This window comes from Glycomyces sp. MUSA5-2 (assembly GCF_037034145.1).
In the GTDB taxonomy this organism is placed as follows: Bacteria; Actinomycetota; Actinomycetes; order Mycobacteriales; family Micromonosporaceae; genus Glycomyces; species Glycomyces artemisiae.
The window spans coordinates 128,264-150,516 of sequence record NZ_JBAGKG010000008.1 but is presented as its reverse complement, the minus strand read 5'-3'; the positions used below and the strand labels follow the sequence as shown (position 1 = coordinate 150,516).

Below are 22,253 nucleotides of genomic sequence, written 5' to 3'. Positions count from 1 at the left end.
ACCGGGCCCGCAATCGCCCAGACTCGGGGCATGGACATTTCAGGGAACACGATCTTCATCCCCGGATCGACCTCCGGGATCGGCCTCGCGCTGGCGCTGGCGCTCCAGGCGGAGGGGAACACCGTCGTCGTCGGCGGGCGCCGCACGGAGGTGCTGGAGCGCCTCGCGGCCGAGCACCCGGGCCTCGGCACGGTCCGCATCGACACCGCCGACCCGGCGAGCATCGCGACCGCCGCGAAGGAGGTGCTGGAGCGGTACCCGGACCTGAACGTGCTCGTGACGATGGCCGGGATCATGCGCGCCGAGGACTGGCGCCGGCCCGAGGGGTTCCTCGCGACGGCCGAGGCGACCGTGGAGACGAACGTGCTCGGGCCGATCCGGCTCATCGGCGCGTTCGTGGAGCACCTCCGGTCGCGGCCCGACGCGACGATCATGACCGTCACGTCGGGCCTGGCGTTCACGCCGCTGCGCGCGACGCCGACGTACAACGCGTCGAAGGCCGCGATCCACATGCTCAGCGAGTCGCTGCGGCTCCAGCTCGCGGGCACGTCGGTGAAGGTGGTGGAGCTGGTGCCGCCCGCGGTGCAGACCGACCTCATGCCGGGGCACGCCGAGAACCCGAACGCGCTGCCGCTCGACGACTACATCGCGGAGGTCATGGGGCTCATCGCATCCCAGCCCGACGCGAAGGAGATCCAGGTCGAGCGCGTGAAGTTCCTGCGCTACGGCGAGGCCCGCGGGGACTACGACCAGGTCGTGGCCGCGCTGAACGCGAACGAGCCCGCGAACCGGTGACGCGGCGAAGGGCCGGGCCGCTCAGGCCCGGCCCTTCGGCGTGTCAGGCGGCCAGTTCGACCGCGCGGGCGAGGTCGGCGAGCGCTTCGGAGGCGGCCACGGGGTCGACGCCGCGCACGCCGGTCGCGGCGACCGGTCGGCGCCAGCCGTCGAGGTCGTGCGCGGAGAGGACGACCTCGCGGAGGATCTGGCGGTCGTGGACGTTGACGCTCCCGGCGTAGATGCCCGGGTCGAGCGCGATCACGAGGTAGCCGGTGCCGGGGATTTCGCGCCAGATGCCGTGCTCGACGCCCGCGTCGAGCGGCGCGGAGCGGACCCAGCCCTTCTTGGTGAGGCCGAGGATCGCACCGACGGAGGCTGCGGCGCCTTCGAAGCGGGTGAAGCGGCCGCTCGCCAGCTCCTCGTCGGTGAACGCGGCCACCGGGCGGGCGAGCTGCTCGAAGGGCTGCACGATCTCGTAGTCGGCGAAGATCTCGGCCCAGGCGGCGACGTCGCCGCCGAGGTGCACGGGGTGCGCGAGGCGGATCACCGCGGTGTCGGCGAGGTCGAGTGCGTCCTCGTCGACGTCGGTGCGGCTGCGGTCCTCCGCGAGGCGGAACGCGACCGGCCCGGACCCGTCGTCGGCGGTCCACACCAGACGCCGCGTGAGGTGCCAGGTGAGCGGGTGCTGCACGAAGTGGGCGTCGAACTCGGCGGGCGTCCAGGTGCGGCCGGTGATCATGGCGCGTTCGAGGCGCTTCACCTGGTCGGCGGCGACGGTGCGGAGCTCCTTGCGCAGGTTCGCGAACCGCTTGTAGGCGGCGTCGGCGAGCACCGCGTCGTCTTTGGCTCCCAGTTTCGGAAGGGACTTGCGGGGCTTGCCGTCCTCGTCGGTGACGAAGGGCTTGAGCTGCTCGTCGAAGCCGACCTTGAAGCGGCGCGGCCCGTAGTCGAGGACGAGCGCGTCGGCGTCGCGGAGCCCGTAGTCGGGCACGAGCCGGTCGGCGAGCTGCTCGGGCGAGAGGTCGAGCGCGGCCGCGATCGCCTTGATCTGCGCGCGGGCCTCCTCCTTGATCGCCGCGAACTTCGCCTTCTCGCCGATGGACTGGATGGCGCGAAGGGCCGTCTCGGTGCCGAGCGCGCCGAGGACCTGGAGGCCCTTGACGGCGCGGTGGTGCTGGTTCTCCCCCGGCCAGCGCCCGATGAGCGGCGCGAGCAGGTGGACGGTGTCGTCGTCGCCGAAATGGGCGAGCTGGGTGAGGGCCCAGGAGTCCTCCCAGGGGGCGCCCGCGGTGAGCCACTGCTCGAACAGGGCGGTGGAGAAGCGGGTGAGGGACGCGCGGTCGCAGGTCTCGGCGAGGACGGCGACGCCAGGGTAGTCGTATTCGGGTGAGCCGAGGCCGAGCACGATGGCGGCGGTGCGGACCGCCGAGTCAGGGAGGGCGCGTTGGCGTCCGGTGAGCAGGAGCTGCGGGAGCGCGGGCGGGGAGACCCACGGGCCGGGGTCGGGGACGGGGACGCCGGCGGGCATGAGCGGGTCGGCGTCGGCGATAGGCGCGATTGCGGCGGCGGCTTCGGGGCCGTAGTGGGCGGCGGCGTCGCGGACGGCCTCGGCCCGGCCGGACGCGGCGAGGTAGCGGAGCGCGGCCTCGGCGGCGGCGCGGGGTTTCTTGGGTTTGGCGAGGGCGTCGGGGACGAGGAGCAGTGCGGCGTCGGGGCCGTGCCGGTCGAGCCAGGCGAATGCGAAGGGCCGCATGGTCTTCAGGCGCAGGAGCGCGTCAGCGGCGAGACGGGCGGCGGCGAGGTTGACGACGGGCAGGAGGACGCCGCGCAGGGACGCGTCCGAACCGGCGACGCGGGCGACCTGGGCGGCGACGGCTTCGCCGTGGTTGGCGAGGATGCGGCGCAGGAGGCGATCGTCGACGTAGCCGGGAGCGGGGTCCCAAGCGGCGGCGTCGGGGACGAGGTCGGCGGGGGCCAGCGCGAGGATGCGCTGCTGGTGGAAGGCGCCGGCCTCGGTGAACCGGGCGGCTTCTTCGGCCCAGTCGCGGTCGTCGGTGCGCATGCCATAGGCGGTGTCGGCGTACTGTTCGCGTTCGCCCGGGGCCCAGTCGACCCGGTTGACCGGAGGAGGAGTGAGTCCCTTGAGGACCACGGGTGGGGCGGTGCCGGCCTCCTTGTCCCAGGGCGGGGAGGCGAGCAGGGCCGGGAGCTCGTCGGCGGGTGCGGCCGGAAGGCGGGCCGTGTCGGCGGTGACGGTGTCGATCGCGGTGCGCACAGCGTCGTCCTGGACGGCGAGGGCCGGGCCCAGGATCACGGGGTCGCTGTAGAGGAGGGCGGTGAGGCGTTTGCGGATCTCGGGTTCGGCGCCGGGGAGGCGGGCGGCGGCGGCCCGAAGGGCGCGCTGCGGGAAGCGGGCGGCGGCCTCCATGGCGTACCCCATCGCGGTGGGGTCCTCGATGCGGTCGAGGAGGAGGTCGAGCGCGGCGTCGGCGGGGATCGCGGCGAGGGCGCGGAAGAGCGCCTTGCGCTCGTTGGCGTCGAGGTACCCGGTGAGCTGGAGTTCGAGGACCGGGAGGGCGGCGGCGCCGAGGCGGCCGATGAGGTCCGCGACCTCTGCGGTGTCGACCCAGCGGGGGTAGACGAGCGACGGGTCGAGGTCGTCGAGCTGCGCCGGGGTGGTGATGATCTGGACGAGGAAGTGGGTGGCGTACTGGCTCGGCTTCTGGGCGCGGTGCTCGGCGCAGACCTCGTCGAGCCAGGCTGGCTCATCGGGGGCGACGAGGCTGACGGCGAAGCGGCGCAAGGGATCGGTGCGCAGCGGCGCGAGCGCGGCGATCACGGCCGCGTACTCGGCGTCGGGGAGCGCGGCGATGTGGGAGCGGACCGCGGCGAACTCCTTGGTGCTGGCGAGGTCGCCGAGCCGGTGGTCCTGGAAGGTCTGCGGGAGGAGGGCGACGTATTCGCCGAGGCTGTCGGTGACGACGCCGAGTGTGAGGAACTCGGCGAGCGCGGCGGCCGCGAACGGCAGGCCGTGGTCGGCGGCGGTCCCGTCGAAGCGGTGCAGGTCGAGCATGGGGATGGAGTGCGCCGAGCGGCGGGTGAAGCCGAAGACCGCTGCCGCGCCGGAGAGGTCGGGTTTCCCGGCGAGGAAGGCGAGGGCGGCGTCCCGGTGGTCGGCGTTGTCCTTGCGGTCGAGGAATCCGCGGACGACGGTGTCGAGGCCCGCGAGGTGCGCCCGGCTCGCGTCGAGGTCGGGCTTGCGCAGCTTGGGCTTGCCGTTGCCGCGGCGGGGCTTGACGAAGCGGTTCCAGGAGGCGGGGAAGTCGAAGCGGTCCTCGTCGGGGAGCGCGGGGTTCTCGGAGTCGGTCACGGGCGCCAGTGTAGGAACCGGGTACGACATCGTTCCCGCTGGTACGCAGCGTGATCGGGCGGTCAGTCGAGGGTGGCGACGCGACCCGCCTTCACATGGAGGACGCGGTCGGCGAGGCGGTCGGCCGCGGCCTGCTCGTGGGTGATGAGCAGGATCGTCATGCCGCCCTTGCCTTTCAGGGCGGCGAGGAGGTCGAGGACGCCGCGGCGGGTGAGGGCGTCGAGCCCGGAGGTGATCTCGTCGCAGACGAGGACCTCGGGCCGGGCGGCGAGCGCGCGGGCGAGGGCGGCCCGTTGAAGTTGTCCGCCGGAGAGGCGGCCCGGGCGGCGCGCGGCGGTCTCGGGCGGGAGGCCGACTTCGGCGAGGAGCCTTCCGGCTTCGGCGCGGGCGGCGTGGTCGCCCATGCCACGCAGGCGGACCGCGGTGCGGGCGACCTGGTCGAGGATGCTCGCGTGCTGGGCGAAGGAGGCGCGGGCGTCCTGGAAGACGTACTGGACGCGGGCGCGCTGGGCGCGGGTGCGGCGGCCGGCTCGCAGAGGCAGGGGGTCGCCGTCGAGGCGCAGGTCCCCTGCGGCGGTGCGGAGCCCGGCGACGGCGCGGCCGAGGGTGGTCTTGCCGGAGCCGGAGGGGCCGAGGACGGCGAGGCATTCGCCTTGCCTCGCAGTGAAGGACGCGTCGTCGAGGAGGAGGTTCCCGCCTGCGGTGACGGTGAGTCCGGTCGCTTCGAGGCGGACGGGCGCGGCGGGGTCCGTGGGGGCGGCGGGCGCGGCGGTGCGGGCGGCGAGGAGGCGTCGCGTGTAGGCGTGCCGGGGGTCGGTGAAGACCGCGGTGCCGTGCTCGACGACGGTGCCGTGGTCGAGCACGGCGGTGGTGTCGGCGACGGACTCGACGAGGTCGAGGTCGTGGCTGAGGAGGACCACGGCCATGCCGTTCGCGGCGGCGAGGCGCAGTTCGGCGGCGACCCGGTCGCGGTGCTCGGGGTCCTGGCCGGTGGTGGGCTCGTCGGCGACGAGGAGCCTCGCGCCGCTGAGGAACGCGTGGGCGAGGACGAGGCGCTGCTGCTGGCCGCCGGAGAGCTGGTGGGGGAAGCGGCGCAGGAGCGCGGGATCGTCGAGGCCGGTGCGGCGCATCGCGTCGGCGATGCGCTCGCGGGCGCCGTCCCGGCCGTGGACGGCGGCGAGGTCGGCGAGGACGCCGCCGATGCGGCGCACCGGGTTGAGGACCGCAGCCGGGTGCTGCGGCAGGTGCGCGGCGGGCAGGCGGCCGGTCGGCGAGGCGAGCATGTCGGTGCCTGCGACTTCGACGGTTCCTGTTGCGGCCGTACCGGTCCGGAAGACGCCGAGGAGGGCCGAGCCGATGGTGGTCTTGCCGGAGCCGGAGGCGCCGACGATCGCGAGGACCTCGCCGGGGTCGACGGTGAACGAGGCGCCGTCGACGAGGGTCGCGGCTCCGGCCGTGATGCGCAGGTCGGCGACGCGGACCAGTGGTGCGGCGCTCATGCGGGCTCCCTTCGGGACAGCAGCCGGTCGAACAGGAGGTTGAGGCCGACGGACAGCGCGACCAGCAGCGCCGCCGGGAGCACGACGGCCCACGGGGACAGGAAGATCCCGCCGCGGTTGACGTCGACCATGACGGCCCAGTCGCTTGATTCGGGGCCCGCGCCGACGCCGAGGAAGCTCGCGGCGGCCACGAGGTAGAAGGCGCCGACGAGGCGCACGCCCGCGTCGGCGGCGACCGTGGGCAGGATCGAGCGCGCGGTGTGGGTGAGGGCGATGCGCCAGGGGCCCTCGCCTTGCAGCCACATCGCGTCGACCACGGGGTGGTGGGCGGCTTCGAGGGCGGCGGCGCGCACGATGCGGGCGATGTCGGGGAGGTTCACGAACGCGACGATGAGCACGAGCATCCAGGCGGTGGGCGGCGCGATCGAGGCGAGCAGGAGCATCAGGAGCAGGGAGGGCAGCGCCAGCAGGAGGTCGAAAGGGCGCATGAGGATCTCGTCGAGCCAGCGGCGGCGGGTGGAGGCGGCGGCGAGCCCGATGGGGAACCCGGCGAGGAACGCGAGCGCGGTGGCCGCGGCGGCGGTCGCGACGATCCCCCAGCCGCCGTCCAGGAGCCGGTCGAGCACGCTCGCCCCGAGGTGGTCGGTCCCGGGCCAGGGCGCGGCCGGGTCGAACGGCTGCGTGCGTTCCGCGCCGGTGGAGGGCAGGAGCGGCCCGACGAGCGCGATGCCGAGTGGGACGGCGAGAAGCGCGACGATGGCGGCGAATTCGAGGCGTTTGCGGCGATCCCGGGGTCGGGTGTGTCGCGATTCGGCCGCCCCCGGCTTCAAGGGTGCCTCGGGGGTGCGACGGTCGGTTGCGGGCGGCTGTTCGGCAGCCGGTTTCTCGGTGGTCATCGGGCGAGCTCCAGGCGCGGGGCGAGGCGGAAGGCGACCAGGTCGGCGAGGAGGTTCACGAGGACCGTGGTGATGCCGAAGACCACGGCGATCCCTTGCACGACAGGGAGGTCGCGGGCGTTGACGGCGTCCACGAGGGCCGTACCGAGGCCGGGAATGACGAAGACGCTCTCGACGACGATGACGCCGCCGAGGAGCCAGTCGGCGGTCCGGGCGATCTGGGCGGTCGCGGGCGAGAGCGCGTTCGGGAGGGCGTGGGCGAGGAGCACGCGCCGCTCGGGGACCCCGGCGCGGCGGGCGTGGGCCACGTACTCGGAGTCGAGGGCCTCGATCATCCCGGCGCGCACCAGGCGGGCGATCGAGCAGATCGGGCGGGCCAGGAGCACCAGGAGCGGCAGCACCAGGACCGCGGGTTCGGCCAGGAGCGACGGGACGCCGACCGCGGTCGGCGGGAGCCAGTGGAGGCCGATCGCGAAGGCGCTCACCAGGAGCACCGCGAGCGCGAACTCGGGCACCGAGTAGAGGCCGACAGTGGCGGTGGTGATGAGGCGGTCGGGCCAGCGGCCCCGGTTGCGGGCCGCGGCGACGCCGAGGCCCACCGACAGTGGCAGCAGCAGCGCCAGCGTGAGCCCGGCGAGGATCAGCGTCGGTTCCAGTGCGCCCGCGAGGATGTCGGCGACGGACCGGCCGGTGGTGAGGGACGCGCCGAAGTCGCCGGTGAGCAGCCCGCCGAGCCAGTCGCCGAGCCGCTGGAGCGCGGGCTCGTCGAGGTGCATCCGCTCGCGGATGCGCGCGATGGCCTCGGGGTCGGGCTGGTCCCCGGCGAGGGCGACGGCCGCGTCGCCGGGGAGCAGTTCGACCAGCGCGAACGCGAGGACGGCGACGGCCAGCACCTGGAGGGCGCCGAGCCCGGCGCGCCGGGCCGCGTACGCGAGCACTAGGCGATCCAGACCTTGTCGAAGCGGGCCCAGTCGAGCGTGTTGGCGGGGGCCTGCTCGACGCCGCGCACGTTCCTGGCGGTGCCGACGATCCAGTCGGCGAAGCCCCACACGAGGTAGCCGCCCTCGTCGTGGAGGCGCTGCTGGAGCTCGTCGTAGAGTCCCTGCCGCTCGGTCTCGTCCGCAGTGGACTGGAGCTGGAGGTAGAGGTCGTCGAAGGCGGCGTCGTGCCACTGGGTGACGTTGGTGGGCGAGTCGGTGAGGAGGCGCTGGGAGATGTGGGAGGCGATGGGCATGGCGCCGGAGCGGTAGGAGGCGATCTGGCCTTCGGTGAGGACCTCGGACCAGTAGGTGTCGGCGTTGCGCTCGCTGATCTCGACGCCGAGGCCGCCTTCGCGGAGCTGCTCGGCGAAGATCTGCGCGGCCTCGGTGAAGCCGGAGCCGACGTCGGCGGTGTCGAGGACGATGCCCAGGTCGGCGGCGCCGGCTTCGGCGAGGAGGGCCTTGGCGGCCTCGACGTCGCGTTCGCGCTGGGCGATGCCGTCGGCGTAGTGCTCGAAGCCGAGACCGAAGAGGTCGTTGCCGACGAGGCCGCGGCCGGAGAGGACGGACTCCACGAGCTGCTCGCGGTCGCACAGCAGGAACATCGCCTGGCGGACCCGGGGGTCGTCGAAGGGGGCGCGGTCGGTCTTCATGGCGAACCCGAGCATGTTGGAGCCGGGCGAGGCGACGAGCGCGATCGCGTCGTTGCCCTCGTTGGCGCGGGCGGTGGTGGCCGAGAGGTCGTGGGCGTACTCGACCTGGCCGCCGAGGAGGGCGTTGATGCGGGCGGACTCCTCATCGGCGACGACGATCTCGACGCGGTCGAGGAGGGCCGGGCCGTCCCAGTAGTCGTCGAAGCGGTCGGCGGCGAAGCTGCGGCCGGGTTCGAAGGCCGCGAACGTGAAGGGGCCGGAGCCGACCGGGGCGGTGAAGTCGGCGGCGCCTTCGGGGACGATGTAGGCGCCGAAGGCGGCGAGGACGCTCGGGAACTCGGCGAGCGGGTGGCGGAGCACGAACTCGACGGTGCGGTCGTCGACGGCGGTGCTCGCGTCGAGGTCGATGGGCGCGAGGTCCTGCCGGGCGCGGAAGGTGTCCTCGGGGTCGGCGATGCGCCGGTAGGAGTAGAGGACGTCGGCGGCGCGCACGGGGCCGCCGTCGTGGAAGACGGCCTCGCGGAGCTTCACGGTCCACACGGTGAGCGCGGCGTCGGCGGTCCAGGACTCGGCGAGGCGCGGCACGGCGGCCATGTCGGCGCCGAGGTCGGCGAGCTTGTCGAACACGGCCTTGGCGCGGGCGGCGTCGGCGAAGAGGTTGACGCGGTGCGGGTCGAGGACTTCGTCCGCGCCGCCTCCGGCGAACGCGGCGCGGAGGGTCCCGCCGGACTGCGGCTCGTCGGCGGCGTCGGTGCCGCTGCCGCCGCAGGCGGCGAGGAGGGCGGGGGCGGCGGTGAGCCCGGCGGCGCCGAGGACGGTGCGGCGGCTGAGGTGAGGGCGGTGCATGACGGGTTCCTTATCTTCGGGACGGCAAGGGGGCGTTCAGGAGGCCGCGGCGAGGGCGGGCGTGCGGGGCGTGCGGGCGGCGAACGCGGCCGAGGCGAGGCCGAGGACGGCGCACGCGAGCCAGGAGGCCCAGGGCGCGGCGAGGTCGGCGACGAGGCCGACGGCGGCGGTGCCGACGGCCGCGACGACGCCGGAGAGCAGGTAGTAGACGCCGTAGTAGGTGCCGGTGAGGCCGTGCGGGGCCCGGTCGGCGACGAGTTCGAGGACGAACGGCTGCGCGGTCATGACGCCGATCGACAGCAGCAGGGCCGACACGAGCACGGCCGCGAAGTGCAGGCCCGGCGTCTCGGCGGGGAGCAGGATCGGCGGGACGAACGCGGCGCCGAGGAGCGCCAGGCCGAGGCCGATCGCGGCGGGGCGGGTGAGGCGCTCGCGGCACCAGTCGGTGGCGCGCACCTGGAGGCCGAGCGTGGCGACGGTGGACGCGCCGAAGACCGCGGCGGTGGCCCACGAGGTCCCGGTCGCGTCCACGGCGGCCGTCGGGAGCAGTAGGTACAGCTGGTTCTGCAGGGCGAACAGCGCGGCCGTGGCGAGCGTGAACGCCAGGAACCCCTTGTCCGCGAAGGCGGTCCGCCAGCCACCGAGGACCGTGGTCGCGGCGGGGGCCGCGGCGCGGGCGGGGAGGACGAGGGCCTGGGCCAGCGCGAGGCCCGCGAAGACGGCGGCGGCGACGGCCGCGCCGACCCGGAAGTCGATGAGGACGAGCGCGGAGCCGACGAGCGGGCCGAGGCACATGCCGGTGTTCGCGAACAGGTTGAACAGGGCGAACGCCTCGGCTTTGCGGTCGCCGGAGGCGTCAGCGATGTAGGCGCGCACGGCGGGGTTGAACAGGGCCCCGGCGACGCCGCTGATGATCGACGCGGCGAGGAGCACCGGCAGGGTGGGCGTGAGGGCGAACATGCCGAACCCGGCGGCGCGCAGGAGGCATCCGGCGATGATGACGCCGCGGGGGCCGAGCCGGTCGGAGGCGGTGCCGCCGATGAGGAACAGGCCCTGCTGGCTGAGGTTGCGCACGCCGAGGACGACGCCGACGGCGGCGAGGGACAGGCCCGCGCTGGTCTCCAGGTGGACCGCGAGGTACGGGATCACCATGTAGAAGCCGAGGTTGACGCCGAGCTGGTTGACGAGCAGCAGGCGCACCGCGAGCGGCTGGGCCGCAAAGGATCGGAGGGTGCGCACGGGACCTCGCAGGAGTCGGGGCGCGCGGGGCGGCGCGTCCGGGGCGGATGACTCCGACAAAGATAACGGTACCCGTTTTCAATTACGATGGCTGGGGCGCGGTTGTGACCCACGGCCGTTGATGGCCGTATCGCCATGCGCGCATGGAAAGCGGGCGGCGGCCCTCGCCGCCGCCCGCAGAGTCGCCGCGACGGGCGCTAGTCGACGGGCGCGACCCGGATGAGGTTGCCGTCGGGGTCGGCGGCCACGAAGGTGCGGCCGAAGACCTCGTCGCGCGGCGGGTCGACGATGACGACGCCCTTGGCCTTCCACGCGTCGTGGAGCGCGTCGATCGCACCGGCGCCGCCGGGCTCGGCGACGCAGAGCTCGCTGGTGCGCACCGGGTTCGACGCTAGGTCGACGCCGGAGCGGCTCCACAGCGAGAGGCTAATGCCGCCTCCGAGGTCGAAGGCGATGTAGGCCGGGGTCTCGAAGACCGGCTTCATGTCGAACAGGTCGCCGTAGAACTCGGCGGCCGCCGGGGCGTCGGCGACGTAGGTGATGAAGATGTTCGGCTTGGGCATGATGCCCTCCTTTCCGTCGGTGACCCCACCGTAGGCACGGAACCTGACGGGATCTGTCAGGTTTTCTGGGAAACTGGAACTATGACTCCCGACAGGTTCTTCTCCCTGCTCCTGGCCCTGCGGTCGCGGCCGGAGACCACGGTCGCGGCGCTCGCGGCCGAGACCGGCGTGTCGGACCGCACGGTGATGCGGGACCTGCGCTGGCTCCAGGACGCCGGGTTCCCGGTCCTCATGCGCCGCGGCCGGTACGGCGGCGTCTCGATGCTCCCCGGCGGCGGACTCGACTCCGGGCGTCTGACGCCGGGCGAGCGTGAGCACCTGGCGCTCACGGGACTCGACGTGGACCAGCGCGAGCGCCTCGGCGTCGCGCAGGTGAGCGGCCGGGCCCTGCGGAAGGTGACCGGGGCGCGCCCGCCGGACGACCTGATCGCGGTCGGCGACCTCGTCGTCAGCGACAACCGGCCGTGGTTCGGCCCCGAGCCCGCGGGCACCTCCCCCGGCGCGCTCATCGGCGACCTGCGCCGCGGGATGCGGCTGCGGGTGCGGTACGAGCGGGAGGGAGAGGAGGCCCGGTGGCGCACGGTGGACCCATACGGGCTCTTGGCGAAAGGCGGCCGCTGGTACCTCGTCGCCGACGAGGAGGGGCGGCCGCGGCTGCTCAACCTCCAGCGGATCGCGCGGTGGGAGCCGCTGCGCACCGCCAGGCGGCTGCGCGAGGGCGCGGCGCTCGCGGCGGTCGCCGCCGAGCTGACGTCGGGATGGGAGTCCGCCGGGGACCTCGAAGTGCGCCTTCGGATCCAGGAGTACCAGGTGGGGCGGGCGCGGCGCATCCTCGGCTCGCGCCTGTCGATGGGCGGGCCCGAAGCGGACGGGTGGCGGTCGGCGGTGCTGCGGTGCCGGGTCCTGGAGGACGTGCGGCAGCTCCTCGCGTTCGGGAACACCGCGACGGTGCTCGGCCCGCCGGAGGCGGTGGCGCGGGTGCAGGAGCTGGCGCGGGAGATCCTCGATCACTACAGGTGAAAAACCGTTGGACGCATGCGGTATAGGGACGGTAGCGTCGCGGGGTTCCGCACGTCCCCCACTACCGAAGCAGGTGCATTTGATGGTCGTCCAGGTTCCCGCGGCCGGTCTCGTCCGGCCGCGATCCTCAGCAGTTCACACCGCTTCCAGCAGAAGGACGACCGACCACAGTGGATCTCCCACGTAGCTTCACCATCCGCGAGAGCAGCCACCGGCTGATCAACCCGTTCACGCCGGAGAAACTGGCGACCCTCGGCCGGGCCGTGCGGCCCGCGCCCGGCACGACGATGCTCGACCTCGCCTGCGGCAAGGGCGAGATGCTGTCCACCTGGGCGCGCGACCACGGCACGACCGGCACCGGCGTCGACATCAGCACCGCCTTCATCGCCGCCGCCCGCGAGCGCGCCGCCGACCTCGGCGTCGCCGACCGGGTGTCGTTCGTGCACGGCGACGCCGCCGGGCACGTCGCCGACGAGCCGGTCGGCATCGCGTCGTGCATCGGCGCGACCTGGATCGGCGATGGTCCGGCCGGGACCGTCGAGCTGCTGCGCCGCAGCCTCGCCCCCGGCGGGATGATGCTCATCGGCGAGCCGTACTGGCGGCTCGACCCGCCCGACCAGGCCGCGGTCGAAGGCTGCTACATGTCGAGCAAGGAGGAGCTGTTCGCGCTCCCCGAGCTGCTGGAGCACTTCAACGGCCTCGGCTGCGACGTCGTCGAGATGGTCCTGGCCGACCAGGACAGCTGGGACCGCTACTCCGCGGCCCAGTGGCTCAACGTCCGCCAGTGGCTCGACGCCAACCCCGATGACGAGCTGTACGCGCAGATGCGCGCCGAGCTCGACACGGCGCCCGTCAGGCACGCCCGCTACCAGCGCGAATACCTCGGCTGGGGCGTGTTCGCCCTGATGGACCGCTAGCAGGGCCGCAAGAGGAAGGGGCACCGCCGATCCGGCGGTGCCCCTTCGTGTCCGGGCCGTCCTCCCCCAAAAGTCGCAAGCCGAATTCCGACTCGCGCCAGAAGTCGCGAACACCCCTTTCCGGACAGGATTGCGTGGTCCGAACAAGACCACCCACCTTGATGGAGACGACATGACCGCCCGACACCTCGCCGCCGCCGCGGCCCTGGCCGCGGTCGCGGTCCTCGCGACCGCCTGCGGGAGCGCCGCTCCCGCGGCGCCCGAACCGCACACGCCCGACGCCGCCGAGGACTTCACCACCGCGAACGTCGACGCCTGGCTCGACGAGACCCTGCCCGAGATGCTTGAGGCCGAAGGGATCGCAGGGGCCAGCGTCGCCGTCGTCGGCGACGGAGAGGTCTTCACCACCCGCGGGTTCGGCGAGGCCGCACCCGGCACGCCGGTCGACCCCGCCGACACGCTGTTCCGGCCCGGCTCGATCTCGAAGGTGTTCACCGCGACCGCCGTCATGCAGCTCGTCGAGGACGGCGAACTCGACCTCGACACCGACGTGGCCGCGTACCTCGACTTCGACATAGCACGCGACTACGACGAGGACCTGACGCTGCGGCACCTGCTCAGCCACACCGCCGGGTTCGAGGAGCGCGTCTCCGGGCTCATCGGCCTCGAAGGCGAGGACGTCGACCTGCGCGCGGCGCTCGCGACCGACCCGCCCGAGCAGGTGTACCGGCCCGGCACGACCCCCGCGTACTCCAACTACGGGAACGCCCTCGCCGGGTACATCGTGGAGCGCGTGAGCGGGATGCCGTTCGAGGACTACATCGACGCGAACATTCTCGAACCGCTCGGCATGGACTCCTCCTCGTTCCGCCAGCCGCTCCCCGCGGGCCTCGCTGACCGCGTTTCGGAGGGCTACAACGACTCCAGCGGACCGGCCCAGCCGTTCGAGTACGTCGGCACCCCGCCAGCCGGGGCGCTCTCGGCGACCGCCGACGACATGGCGACGTTCATGCTCTCCCAACTCGGCGTCGGCACGCAGCTGCTCGACGCGGAGACGCGGGAGCAGATGTTCTCCCCCGCGCTCGACGCCGACAGCCTCGGGGCCTTCGCCGACGCGCCCCGCATGACCCTCGGCTGGTTCCAGGAGGACCAGAACGGCCACCGCGTCGTGGGCCACGGCGGCGACACCAACTTCTTCCACTCGCACCTGAACCTGTACCCCGAGGACGGCGCCGGGATCTACGTGTCCTTCAACAGCACCGGCACCGACGAGGCTGCCACGCTCGGGCTCCGCAGCGACCTGATGCGCGACTTCGCCGACCGGTACTTCCCGGGCGAGACCAACACGGCTCCGATCGAGAATTCGGATGCCGAACTCGTGGCGGGCACCTACCACGCGTCGCGCGGCTTCCACAGCACGTTCCTGAGCGCGCTCGAATTGTTCAGCACCACGAAGATCACCGCGCTCGACGACGGCCGCATCGCGTTCGACGCCGACCCGGGCACGCTCAAGCCCGCCGTCTACGAGCAGGTGGGCGACACCCTGTGGCGCGAGGTCGGCGGCGAACGCGTCCTCGCCGTGAACATCGAGGACGGGGAGGTCACCGGCATCGTCCACGACGCCGCGTTCACCCTGCTGCCCATGGACGTCGAACGACAGCTCGGACTCCCGTTCACGATCGCGGCCCTGGCGGTGCTCCTCATCGGCCTCCTCGCCTGGCCCGCCGCGGCCCTGTACCGGAAGCTGCGGCGCCGTCCCGGCCCCGGCCCGGAGGGGCGGCGCTGGCGGGTGCTCGTGCGGATCGCCGCCGCGTGCTCGCTGCTCGCCGTCGCCGGGTGGGTCGTGATCTTCATGCTCGCCATGGGTCTCCAGGACCCCGGCGCCGCGCTCATCCGCACCGTCCAGGTCCTCCAGCTCGCCGGGGCGCTCGGCCTGATCCCCGCGGCGGTGCGGCTCGTCGGCGAGATCCGGCGCAAGGCCGGGTGGCGGGCGGTGACCGGTACGGTGGTCACGCTGCTGGCCCTCAGCGCGGTCGCCGACTTCGCGATCGAGTTCCAGCTCCTGTCGCCGAACATCTCCTACTGACCGGAGGAAGCATGTCAGCGCCCGCTCCGGCGGCCGCTCTGTCACCGGGAGAGCGCCTCGACAAGGCGCTCTCCCGGATCGGGGCCGCCCGGCCGTTCACCAGGGACGCCGTGCTCGCCGTGCTGGTCGCGGCGGTCACGCTGGGGTTGTACGCGGTCCTGGCGCGCCTCGCCCCGTCCGAGGCGTCGCTCCAGGTCAGCGCCGCCGAGGTGTGGGCCATGGGCGCGCTCGCGGCGGGGCAGGGGCTGCTGCTGTGCCTGCGGCGGGTGCGGCCCGGCCTGTGCCTCGCGCTCGTCGTGGCCCTGCAGATCGGGATCATCGCGGTGGCGCCGCAGATCATGGCCCAGGGCTTCGGACCGGCCATCGCCGCGTACACGGTGGGGACGCTCGCGTCGGCGCGGTTCGCGTTCACGGCCGCGGCCGTCGCCGTGGTCCTGGAGACCGGCGCGTCGGTGGCGGCGACCTGGGGAGACGCGGGCGCGGCGGTCATCGTCGTGAACCAGCTCGGATCGAGCGCGCTCCTGTACGCGGCGGCGGCCTTCGTCGGCGCCTACGTGGCGGCCCGCCGCCGCAACCGGGCGCTCGCGAGGGAGCGCGCCGAGCAGATGCTCAGGGCCGCAAGGGAGCGGGCCGAATCGTCGGTGCGGGCCGAGCGGACCCGCATCGCCCGGGAGCTCCACGACGTGGCCGCGCACCACCTCTCGGGCATGGTCGTCCAGGCCGCCGCGATCGAGCGGCTCATCGACCGCGACCCGGCCGCCGCGAAGGCCGGGGCCTCGTGGATCCGCTCGCAGGGCAAGGAGACCCTGGCGAACCTGCGGCAGGTCGTGGGCCTTCTGCGCGAACGCGGCGACGCCGACGGCGACGCGCCGGTGCCGGGCCTGTCCGCGCTCGACGCGCTGGTCGAGGAGTCGCGGCGCCTCGGCGACGACATCGCGTTCGCGCGGGAGGGCGAGCCGCTGGTGCTGCCGCCGATCGCGGACATCTCGCTGTACCGGATCGCGCAGCAGGCGCTGACGAACGCCCGCCAGCACGCGCCGGGCGCGCGAGTGCGGCTGCGCCTCGCGTACCGCGACGACGCGGTGGAGCTGCTGGCCGCCAACGGGAAGGCGCAGCGCCCGGTCGCGGACGTCGAGCACGGCGGGAGCGGCCTGGTGGGGATGCGAGAACGCGCCGACCTGGTCGGCGCGGAGTTCGAGGCGGGGCCGGACGCGGACGGCGGCTGGAGCGTGCGGCTGCGGCTGCCGGTCCGCGAGGCCGACCGGGAGCGGACCGGCGACGTGTTCACGGCAAGGGAGGCATGATGATCCGGGTGCTGCTGGTCGACGACCAGGCGGTGGTGCGCGCGGGGTACCGCGTGATCCTGGAGGACGCCGGGGACATCGAGGTGGTCGGCGAGGCGTCGAACGGGCCGTCGGCGGTGGTCGCCGCGGCGCAGTTCGCGCCCGACGTCGTCTGCATGGACGTGCGCATGCCCGGCGGCGACGGGATCACCGCGACGCGCGACATCGTCGCGGCGCGCGAGGGCGACCGCCCGGCGGTCCTGGTGGTGACCACGTTCAACCCGGACGAGTACGTGTTCGGCGCGCTCGAAGCTGGCGCGAGCGGCTTCATCCTGAAGGACTGCGAGCCCGAGGACCTCATCGACGCGGTCCGCAAGCTCGCCGACGGCAAGGGCCTCGTGGACCACGCGGTGACGCACCGGGTCATCACCGAGTTCGCGCAGCGGCGGCGGCGCACCGGGGCGTCGGATGCGGCTGCGGTGCTCACTGCCCGGGAGCTGGAGATCGTGCTGCTGCTGGCCCGCGGGATGTCGAACGCGGAGATCGCGCAGGAGCTGTTCGTGGAGACCAGCACGGTCAAGTCGCACCTGGGCCGCGCGATGACGAAGATCGGCGCGCGGGACCGGGTGCAGACCGTGGTGTGGGCCTACGAGAACGGCATCGTCGAGGACCGCTGAATCCGTTGGGCCGCGAGCTTCGCGGCCCCGAGCTCGGCCGGGCCCGCCTCGGTCACGGCGGCATCGGGCCAGGCGGCGGCGAGCCGGGTTCTGACGCCGTCGCGGACCGGGGCGCTGCCGCGGAGCACGCTGCCGGACAGCACGATCGGCGTCGCCTCGCCCGGGTCGCGCACATTGGCGACGGCGGAGGCGAGGTGCGCGGCGGCCTCGTCGAGGATCGCCGCCGCGTGCTCGTCCCCCGCCAGCGCGGCCTCGGTGACGAGCGGTGCCAACCGGTCGAGGCTGCGGGGCGGTCGCTGGTGGACGGCGATGACGAACGCGTCGGAGGCGGTCGCGCGGTCGTTGCCGTTGGACCGCGGCCCGTCGGCCGCGGAAGCGTGCCGGGCCGCTGCGGCGCCGGCCCCGGCCGGCGAGACATCGCAACCGCCCGCGGCCCCTGCACCTCCGTGGCCGCGGTCGGGACTCGTTCCGGCCGTAGCGGTTCCGTCGGCGCAGAGGACGGCGCGGACGACCAGCTCCGTCAGCAGCGTCTGCGGCGATCCGGCCTGGAGCCGCGCCGCCGTGTCTGCGGCGGCCCTGCGGCCGATCCAGAAGCCGGAGCCCTTGTCGCCGAGGAGCCAGCCGAGGCCGTCGCCGACTCGCGTGATGCGGTCGCCCTCGATTCGCGCTGCCGCCGCACCTGTCCCAGCGATGAGGACTGTGCCGAGCGGTTCGTCTGTGCCTGAAGCGAAGGCGACCTGCGCATCGCCGACCGTGTGGACCGGGCACTGGAGTCCGGCGGCGTCCCAGACGCGCTGGAACGCCGCCGACACTTCGGGCCGGTCGAAGCCGCTGACCCCGGCGAGGCCGAGGACGGCGGCCGCGATGCGGCCGGGGTCGGTACCGGCCAGGGCGGCGGCGAGGGCGCGGGCGACCTCCGCGGCGGCGCGGTCGGGCGGGACGGCCAGCGGATTGCCCGCTCCTGCATCGCCCCGGCCGACGACCGCGCCGTCGAGGGTGGTCGTGACCGCGCGGGAGGAGGTCCCGCCGACGTCGAGGCCGAGTACCAGTTGGCTCATGGGATCAGCATGGCCCCAGGTCGGTCCATTGCGGCGTCCAGCCCGGCTCGGAGCCCTGGGTCCACCAGTTGGCGCGCCACAGGTGCTCCCCGTCGCCGGACTTCGGGCCGCTCGGGTCGCCGTTGGCGCTGCGCTCGTGGACCACGGTGTTCCCTGCGGTGTAGACGGATCCGAAGGACCAGTCGGGCGCGGTGCCGCAGTCGGCGCCGGTCGGCGGGTCGGTGGGCTCGTCGGTGGTGGGCGGGTCGGTGGGGCATTCGCCGCCGCCGGTCCCCACGGTGTCGGTGTGGTCGACGCCGTCGGCGCGGTACCCGGCGACGCGGGTGTTCACCTCGGCGGGGCTGAGGACCTCGCCCGCGGTGTGCATGACGTAGTCGACCTGCTGGTTGTAGACGCTGGTGCCGCCCGCGTGGGCGGCGGTGTCGATGAACCAGAGGTTGAAGTTGATCGACATGGGGGTCTCCGGGTAGTACTTCCCGGAGTGGTCGGCGACGAGCGCGCCGTCCACGTAGTACTTGACGTGGCCGCCGGAGACGGTGAAGACGAGGTCGTGCCAGCCGTTGTAGCTCTGGCGCTGGTTGTTGTTGACGTTGTCGGCGACCCAGGGCTCGGCCTGGTAGGTCTCCCAGGTGGTCTCGTAGAGGATGTTGGAGGTCTCGCCCCAGCCGCCGTTGGGGAGGTACTCGAAGTCGATCTCGCCGTAGTCGGGGTCCATGGGCGCGTCGAGCGGGGTGATGGTGAAGAACGTCTCGACGAGGTGGTCGCCGTCGGTGCCGCTCACGGGGGCGTCGGCGAACTTGACGCGGGCGGCGTAGGTGCCCTCGAAGAACTTCTGCTGGTGGAAGAGTTCGGCGTGGCTGGTGCCGCCGCCGGTGCCGTCGGTGGCGGCGCGCAGTTGCAGCGACTTCGCGCCGTCCACGGTGGGGAACGAGACGTTGCTCGCGGGCCAGGCCGCGCCGGGGACGCCGGGGCCTCCGGCGTTGGTGCGGACGGTCCAGCCGCGGGCGGCGATGTCGGGGTCGGCGGAGGAGTCGTAGGCGAAGTCGTCGAAGAGGACGCCGTCGCAGGCGGCGGGCTCGGCGGCGTCGGCGGTGCGGTCCGCGTAGGTCGCGGTGGCCGTTCCCGCCGCCGCGAGGGCGAGGGCCGCCGCGGCGACGCCGATGAGGCGCCTGCGCGGGGTGCGGATGGTGGTCATGGAGAGCTCCCTTTCTGGTCGAACTCGTGTCGCACGGATCGGAGGGACGGGTCAGCGGACCGCCCCGGCGGTGAGGCCGGCGCGGATCTGCCGTTGGAACAGGACGTAGGCCGCCAGGACGGGGAGGATCGCGATGACGAGTCCGGCGAAGAGGCCGGAGAAGTCGCTGCGGTAGCCCTGGCTGACGGCGAGGGCGGCGAGGCCCTGGGCGAGGACGTAGCGGTCGGGGTCGGGGTTGAGGACGAGGGGCAGCAGGTACTGGTTCCACAGGCCGAGGAAGTTGAAGATGCCGACCGAGACCATGCCGGGGCGGGCCATGGGGAGCATGACGCGGAAGAACACCCCGGCGTGGGAGCAGCCGTCGATGAACGCGGCTTCGGCTGTGGCCGTGGGGAGGCCGCGGAAGAAGGCGTGGAGGAGGAACACGGTGAAGGGCAGGGCGTAGGCGGCGTACACGAGGATGAGCCCGTGGTAGGTGCCGAGGAGGCCGAGCTGGTCGACGACGAAGAACAGGGGGACGAGGGCGAGGAACACGGGGAAGAGCATCCCGGCGACGAGTCCGAAGTAGATGACGCGGTTGCCGGGGAAGTCGTAGCGGGCGAGGCAGTATGCGGTCAGGGCGCCCAGGAGCATGACGAGGACGAGGGCGCCGCCGACGACGATGAGGGTGTTGAGCAGGTAGCGGCCGATGTGGGCCTCCTGCCAGGCGCGGACCCAGTTGCCCCACTGCGGGGACGCGGGAAGGGACCAGGGGCTGGCGAAGATCTCGGCGTCGGTCTTGAGGGAGGAGAGCACGGCCCACGCGAGCGGGAGGGTCACGAGGAGGGCCCAGACGGCGAGGACGACATGGAGCAGCGAGTCCGAAAGGCGGGTCTTCATGCGAGTTCCACCCGCTCTCTTCTGGTGGCGCGCAGGGCGAGCGCGGTGAGCGTCAGGGTGATGAAGAAGAGGGTGACGCCCATGGCGGAGGCGTATCCGAACTCGCCGTAGGTGAACGCGGCGCGGTAGAGGGTGAGGCCGACGACCTCGGTGGCGTTGTCGGGGCCGCCGGGGCCCACGGTCATGATCTGGACCAGCGCGAACCCGTCGAGGGCGAGGATGCCGAGGTAGACGAAGGCGGTCTGGACGCTGTCGCCGACGAGCGGGAGGGTGATGCGGCGGAACACGGTGAACCGTCCGGCGCCGTCGAGGACGGCGGCTTCGACGACATCGGTGGGGACGGATTCCATTGCGGCGGTGAAGAGGACGACGTAGAAGCCGACGGCGGACCAGATCATGACGGCGGTGACGGCGGCCAGGGCGGTGGCGGGGTCGGCGAGCCAGGCGCGTTCGAGCGAGTCGAGGCCGACGGCGCCGAGGAGGCCGTTGAGGAGCCCGTCCCCGGGCGTGTAGACGAACTGGAAGAGGACGCCGAGGATCGCCACGGACAGGAGCTGCGGGAAGAAGTAGACGATGCGGTAGAGCCCGGAGCCTCGCACGCCGCGGCGCTTCGTGCCGCCGCCGAGCGTGAGGCAGGCGGCGAAGAACAGGGCGAGGGCGATCACGGCGGTCGGGACGATGAGGAGCATGATCCCGTTGTTGCGAAGGGCCGCAAGGAACAGCGGGTCGGACCAGAGGTCGGCGAAGTTCGCGAGGCCCACGATCCGGGCTTCGGCCGACAGGCCGTCCCAGTCGGTGAGGGCCAGGTAGAACGCCTGGGCGTAGGGCGAGACGACGAAGACGCCGTAGAGCAGGAGGGGCGGCGCGAGCGCCCCGATCAGGAACCGGTACCTGCCGTGTCGCATGGCCGCCCCCGCTCAGCGCTCGTACTTGACGACGGAGTCGTCGGCGGCGACGGCGTCAGCGGCGGCCTGGATGCGGTCGGCCCAGGTCTCGGGGTCGGCGCGCCCGGCGAGGAGTTCGCCGGTGGCGGTGTCCACTTCGACCGCGAGCTCGGGGTACCAGGTGCGGTACCTGTAGCCGAAGACGTGCTCTCCGGCGGTGTCGAGCGCGGCGGCGACGGAGGCGAGGCCCGGCGAGAGGTCGAGGCCGTCGGTGGCGCCCTTGACGACCGGCATGGCCTTCGCGGACTCGGCGAAGCCGCGGGCGACCTCGGTCGAGAAGAGGCAGCGGAGGTATTCGAGGCCGCCGCGGGGGTTGAGGGCCTGGGCGGGGACGAGGAACGACTCGCTGCTGGAGCCCTGGACGGCGCCGTACGGGAGGGTGTCGGCGGCGGTGAGGGCGGGGACGGGGGCCATCGCCATGTCGAAGCCCTCGGGGGTGACGTCCTGCTGCTCGCCCTCGATCCAGGACCCGCACGGGATGAACGCGGCCTGCCCGGTGCACCAGGCGTTCTGGGCTTCGGTGTGGGAGAGCCCCTCGGAGCCTTCGAGGATGTGGCCGCCGGTGACGAGGGCGTGGATCGCCTCGGCGGCGGCGAGGACGCCGTCCTGGCGCCACGCGTCCGGTTCGAGGTTGTCGATGGCGTAGACGAGGTCGAGGCCGCCCGCTTTGGCGGCGAGGGACTGGAGCGGGTCCATCATGTACTCGGGGTATTTGCCCTGCCAGGTCCACGGCGCGATCCCGGCGCCCTTGATCTCGCCGCAGAGGGCGAGCATGTCGTCCCAGGTGGCCGGGGCGGTCCAGCCGTGCTGCTCGAAGAGGCTGCGGGAGTACCAGATCCCCCAGACCACATAGGAGTAGTTGAGGAAGCCCGCGGTGCCGTCGAGGGTGCCGTCCTCGACGACGCCGGGCAGCAGCAGGTCGCGGACCGCGACGGCCGGATCGTCGAGGCTGGGGGCGTCGAGCAGGTCGGCGAGGTCGGTGAGCTGGCCCGCGGCGGCGAGCGCGGCGATGTCGAGGCGCCCGGCGCCGGTGTTGTCGACGACGTCCGGCGGCTCGCCGGACACGAAGCGGGGCTGGAGGACCTCGCCGACCTTCTGGAGCCCTTCGTGGGTGACGGCGGCACCGGGGTGGCGCTCCTCGTAGAGGGTGACGGCGTGCTGGGTGTACTCGGAGCCGAAGCCGCCGTCGAAGACGACCACTTCGAGGTCGGCGCCGTCGGGGACGCCGAGCGGGTTGTCGTCGGTGACGGCGCCGGTGGCCTGCTCGGCCGGGCCGTCGCCGCCCGCGGTGACGCAGCCGGAGAGCACGGCCGATGCACCAGCCATTGTGGAGAGTTGCAGGAGGGCGCGACGGGAGGAGCGGACGTCCAT

General features: G+C 73.3%; 18 protein-coding genes. 6 read left to right on the top strand and 12 right to left on the bottom strand.

Going from position 1 to position 22,253, the window contains the following annotated elements; translation table 11 throughout:
- Positions 1 to 30: 30 nt before the first annotated feature.
- Entirely contained in the window at positions 31 to 795 is a 765-nt protein-coding gene (locus tag WA640_RS22995; RefSeq protein WP_335990863.1) for an SDR family oxidoreductase, read from the top strand.
- A gap of 43 nt (positions 796 to 838) precedes the next feature.
- Here WA640_RS22995 and WA640_RS22990 read toward each other — a convergent pair whose 3' ends face one another.
- The 7 genes from WA640_RS22990 to WA640_RS22960 all read right to left on the bottom strand — a co-directional run bounded on the left by WA640_RS22990 (position 839) and on the right by WA640_RS22960 (position 10,823).
- Positions 839 to 4,147, bottom strand: a complete 3,309-nt coding sequence (locus tag WA640_RS22990) for a DUF4132 domain-containing protein (RefSeq protein ID WP_335990862.1) — start codon at positions 4,145 to 4,147, stop codon at positions 839 to 841.
- Positions 4,148 to 4,209: 62 nt separating this feature from the next.
- A complete protein-coding gene (locus WA640_RS22985; RefSeq protein WP_335990861.1) occupies positions 4,210 to 5,646 on the bottom strand; it encodes an ABC transporter ATP-binding protein in 1,437 nt (478 codons plus the stop codon).
- Positions 5,643 to 6,542, bottom strand: coding sequence for an ABC transporter permease (locus tag WA640_RS22980; RefSeq protein ID WP_335990860.1), 900 nt, complete (start codon positions 6,540 to 6,542; stop codon positions 5,643 to 5,645). The genes WA640_RS22985 and WA640_RS22980 overlap by 4 nt, the downstream gene beginning before the upstream one ends.
- Complete coding sequence (locus tag WA640_RS22975) at positions 6,539 to 7,480, bottom strand: ABC transporter permease (RefSeq protein ID WP_335990859.1); 942 nt, start codon at positions 7,478 to 7,480, stop codon at positions 6,539 to 6,541. The genes WA640_RS22980 and WA640_RS22975 overlap by 4 nt, the downstream gene beginning before the upstream one ends.
- Entirely contained in the window at positions 7,480 to 9,021 is a 1,542-nt protein-coding gene (locus WA640_RS22970; RefSeq protein WP_335990857.1) for an ABC transporter substrate-binding protein, read from the bottom strand. Before WA640_RS22970 ends, WA640_RS22975 begins: the two co-directional genes overlap by 1 nt.
- A gap of 36 nt (positions 9,022 to 9,057) precedes the next feature.
- Positions 9,058 to 10,260, bottom strand: a complete 1,203-nt coding sequence (locus WA640_RS22965; RefSeq protein WP_335990856.1) for an MFS transporter — start codon at positions 10,258 to 10,260, stop codon at positions 9,058 to 9,060.
- Positions 10,261 to 10,457: 197 nt separating this feature from the next.
- Entirely contained in the window at positions 10,458 to 10,823 is a 366-nt protein-coding gene (locus WA640_RS22960; protein WP_335990854.1) for a VOC family protein, read from the bottom strand.
- Positions 10,824 to 10,904: 81 nt separating this feature from the next.
- Here WA640_RS22960 and WA640_RS22955 point away from each other — a divergent pair, with 81 nt between their 5' ends.
- From WA640_RS22955 to WA640_RS22935, 5 genes are all read left to right on the top strand, one after another.
- The gene (locus WA640_RS22955) at positions 10,905 to 11,843 is read left to right on the top strand and encodes a helix-turn-helix transcriptional regulator (protein ID WP_335990851.1); all 939 of its coding nucleotides are present in this window, start codon (positions 10,905 to 10,907) and stop codon (positions 11,841 to 11,843) included.
- Positions 11,844 to 12,013: 170 nt separating this feature from the next.
- The gene (locus WA640_RS22950) at positions 12,014 to 12,760 is read left to right on the top strand and encodes an SAM-dependent methyltransferase (protein WP_335990849.1); all 747 of its coding nucleotides are present in this window, start codon (positions 12,014 to 12,016) and stop codon (positions 12,758 to 12,760) included.
- A gap of 172 nt (positions 12,761 to 12,932) precedes the next feature.
- Entirely contained in the window at positions 12,933 to 14,846 is a 1,914-nt protein-coding gene (locus WA640_RS22945) for a serine hydrolase domain-containing protein (RefSeq protein WP_335990846.1), read from the top strand.
- Between the two features lie 11 nt (positions 14,847 to 14,857).
- Positions 14,858 to 16,150, top strand: a complete 1,293-nt coding sequence (locus tag WA640_RS22940) for a sensor histidine kinase (protein ID WP_335990844.1) — start codon at positions 14,858 to 14,860, stop codon at positions 16,148 to 16,150.
- The gene (locus WA640_RS22935) at positions 16,150 to 16,806 is read left to right on the top strand and encodes a response regulator transcription factor (protein WP_335990843.1); all 657 of its coding nucleotides are present in this window, start codon (positions 16,150 to 16,152) and stop codon (positions 16,804 to 16,806) included. Before WA640_RS22940 ends, WA640_RS22935 begins: the two co-directional genes overlap by 1 nt.
- Here WA640_RS22935 and WA640_RS22930 read toward each other — a convergent pair.
- Genes WA640_RS22930 through ngcE form a run of 5 tightly spaced genes read right to left on the bottom strand, consistent with a single transcriptional unit; the run spans position 16,776 to position 22,208 of the window.
- On the bottom strand, positions 16,776 to 17,864 hold the full coding sequence (locus tag WA640_RS22930) for an N-acetylglucosamine kinase (protein WP_335990842.1): 1,089 nt from the start codon (positions 17,862 to 17,864) through the stop codon (positions 16,776 to 16,778). The two genes, WA640_RS22935 and WA640_RS22930, sit on opposite strands and share 31 nt — an antisense overlap.
- A 4-nt stretch (positions 17,865 to 17,868) precedes the next feature.
- Positions 17,869 to 19,059, bottom strand: a complete 1,191-nt coding sequence (locus WA640_RS22925) for a family 16 glycosylhydrolase (RefSeq protein ID WP_335990841.1) — start codon at positions 19,057 to 19,059, stop codon at positions 17,869 to 17,871.
- Positions 19,060 to 19,110: 51 nt separating this feature from the next.
- Positions 19,111 to 19,938 (bottom strand): carbohydrate ABC transporter permease, encoded by an 828-nt coding sequence (locus tag WA640_RS22920; protein ID WP_335990839.1) that lies wholly within the window; start codon positions 19,936 to 19,938, stop codon positions 19,111 to 19,113.
- Positions 19,935 to 20,843, bottom strand: coding sequence for a carbohydrate ABC transporter permease (locus WA640_RS22915; protein WP_335990838.1), 909 nt, complete (start codon positions 20,841 to 20,843; stop codon positions 19,935 to 19,937). The genes WA640_RS22920 and WA640_RS22915 overlap by 4 nt, the downstream gene beginning before the upstream one ends.
- Positions 20,844 to 20,855: 12 nt before the next feature.
- Positions 20,856 to 22,208, bottom strand: a complete 1,353-nt coding sequence (ngcE, locus tag WA640_RS22910; protein ID WP_335990837.1) for an N-acetylglucosamine/diacetylchitobiose ABC transporter substrate-binding protein — start codon at positions 22,206 to 22,208, stop codon at positions 20,856 to 20,858.
- Positions 22,209 to 22,253: the final 45 nt, after the last annotated feature.

Excerpts from the sequence above, each read along its gene's own strand:
- ngcE (WP_335990837.1), bottom strand. The coding sequence starts at position 22,208 with ATGGCTGGTGCATCGGCCGTGCTCTCCGGCTGCGTCACCGCGGGCGGC.
- WA640_RS22945 (WP_335990846.1), top strand. The coding sequence starts at position 12,933 with ATGACCGCCCGACACCTCGCCGCCGCCGCGGCCCTGGCCGCGGTCGCG.
- WA640_RS22955 (WP_335990851.1), top strand. The coding sequence starts at position 10,905 with ATGACTCCCGACAGGTTCTTCTCCCTGCTCCTGGCCCTGCGGTCGCGG.
- WA640_RS22935 (WP_335990843.1), top strand. The coding sequence starts at position 16,150 with ATGATCCGGGTGCTGCTGGTCGACGACCAGGCGGTGGTGCGCGCGGGG.
- WA640_RS22995 (WP_335990863.1), top strand. The coding sequence starts at position 31 with ATGGACATTTCAGGGAACACGATCTTCATCCCCGGATCGACCTCCGGG.
- WA640_RS22915 (WP_335990838.1), bottom strand. The coding sequence starts at position 20,843 with ATGCGACACGGCAGGTACCGGTTCCTGATCGGGGCGCTCGCGCCGCCC.
- WA640_RS22985 (WP_335990861.1), bottom strand. The coding sequence starts at position 5,646 with ATGAGCGCCGCACCACTGGTCCGCGTCGCCGACCTGCGCATCACGGCC.
- WA640_RS22925 (WP_335990841.1), bottom strand. The coding sequence starts at position 19,059 with ATGACCACCATCCGCACCCCGCGCAGGCGCCTCATCGGCGTCGCCGCG.
- WA640_RS22920 (WP_335990839.1), bottom strand. The coding sequence starts at position 19,938 with ATGAAGACCCGCCTTTCGGACTCGCTGCTCCATGTCGTCCTCGCCGTC.
- WA640_RS22980 (WP_335990860.1), bottom strand. The coding sequence starts at position 6,542 with ATGACCACCGAGAAACCGGCTGCCGAACAGCCGCCCGCAACCGACCGT.
- WA640_RS22970 (WP_335990857.1), bottom strand. The coding sequence starts at position 9,021 with ATGCACCGCCCTCACCTCAGCCGCCGCACCGTCCTCGGCGCCGCCGGG.
- WA640_RS22930 (WP_335990842.1), bottom strand. The coding sequence starts at position 17,864 with ATGAGCCAACTGGTACTCGGCCTCGACGTCGGCGGGACCTCCTCCCGC.
- WA640_RS22960 (WP_335990854.1), bottom strand. The coding sequence starts at position 10,823 with ATGCCCAAGCCGAACATCTTCATCACCTACGTCGCCGACGCCCCGGCG.
- WA640_RS22940 (WP_335990844.1), top strand. The coding sequence starts at position 14,858 with ATGTCAGCGCCCGCTCCGGCGGCCGCTCTGTCACCGGGAGAGCGCCTC.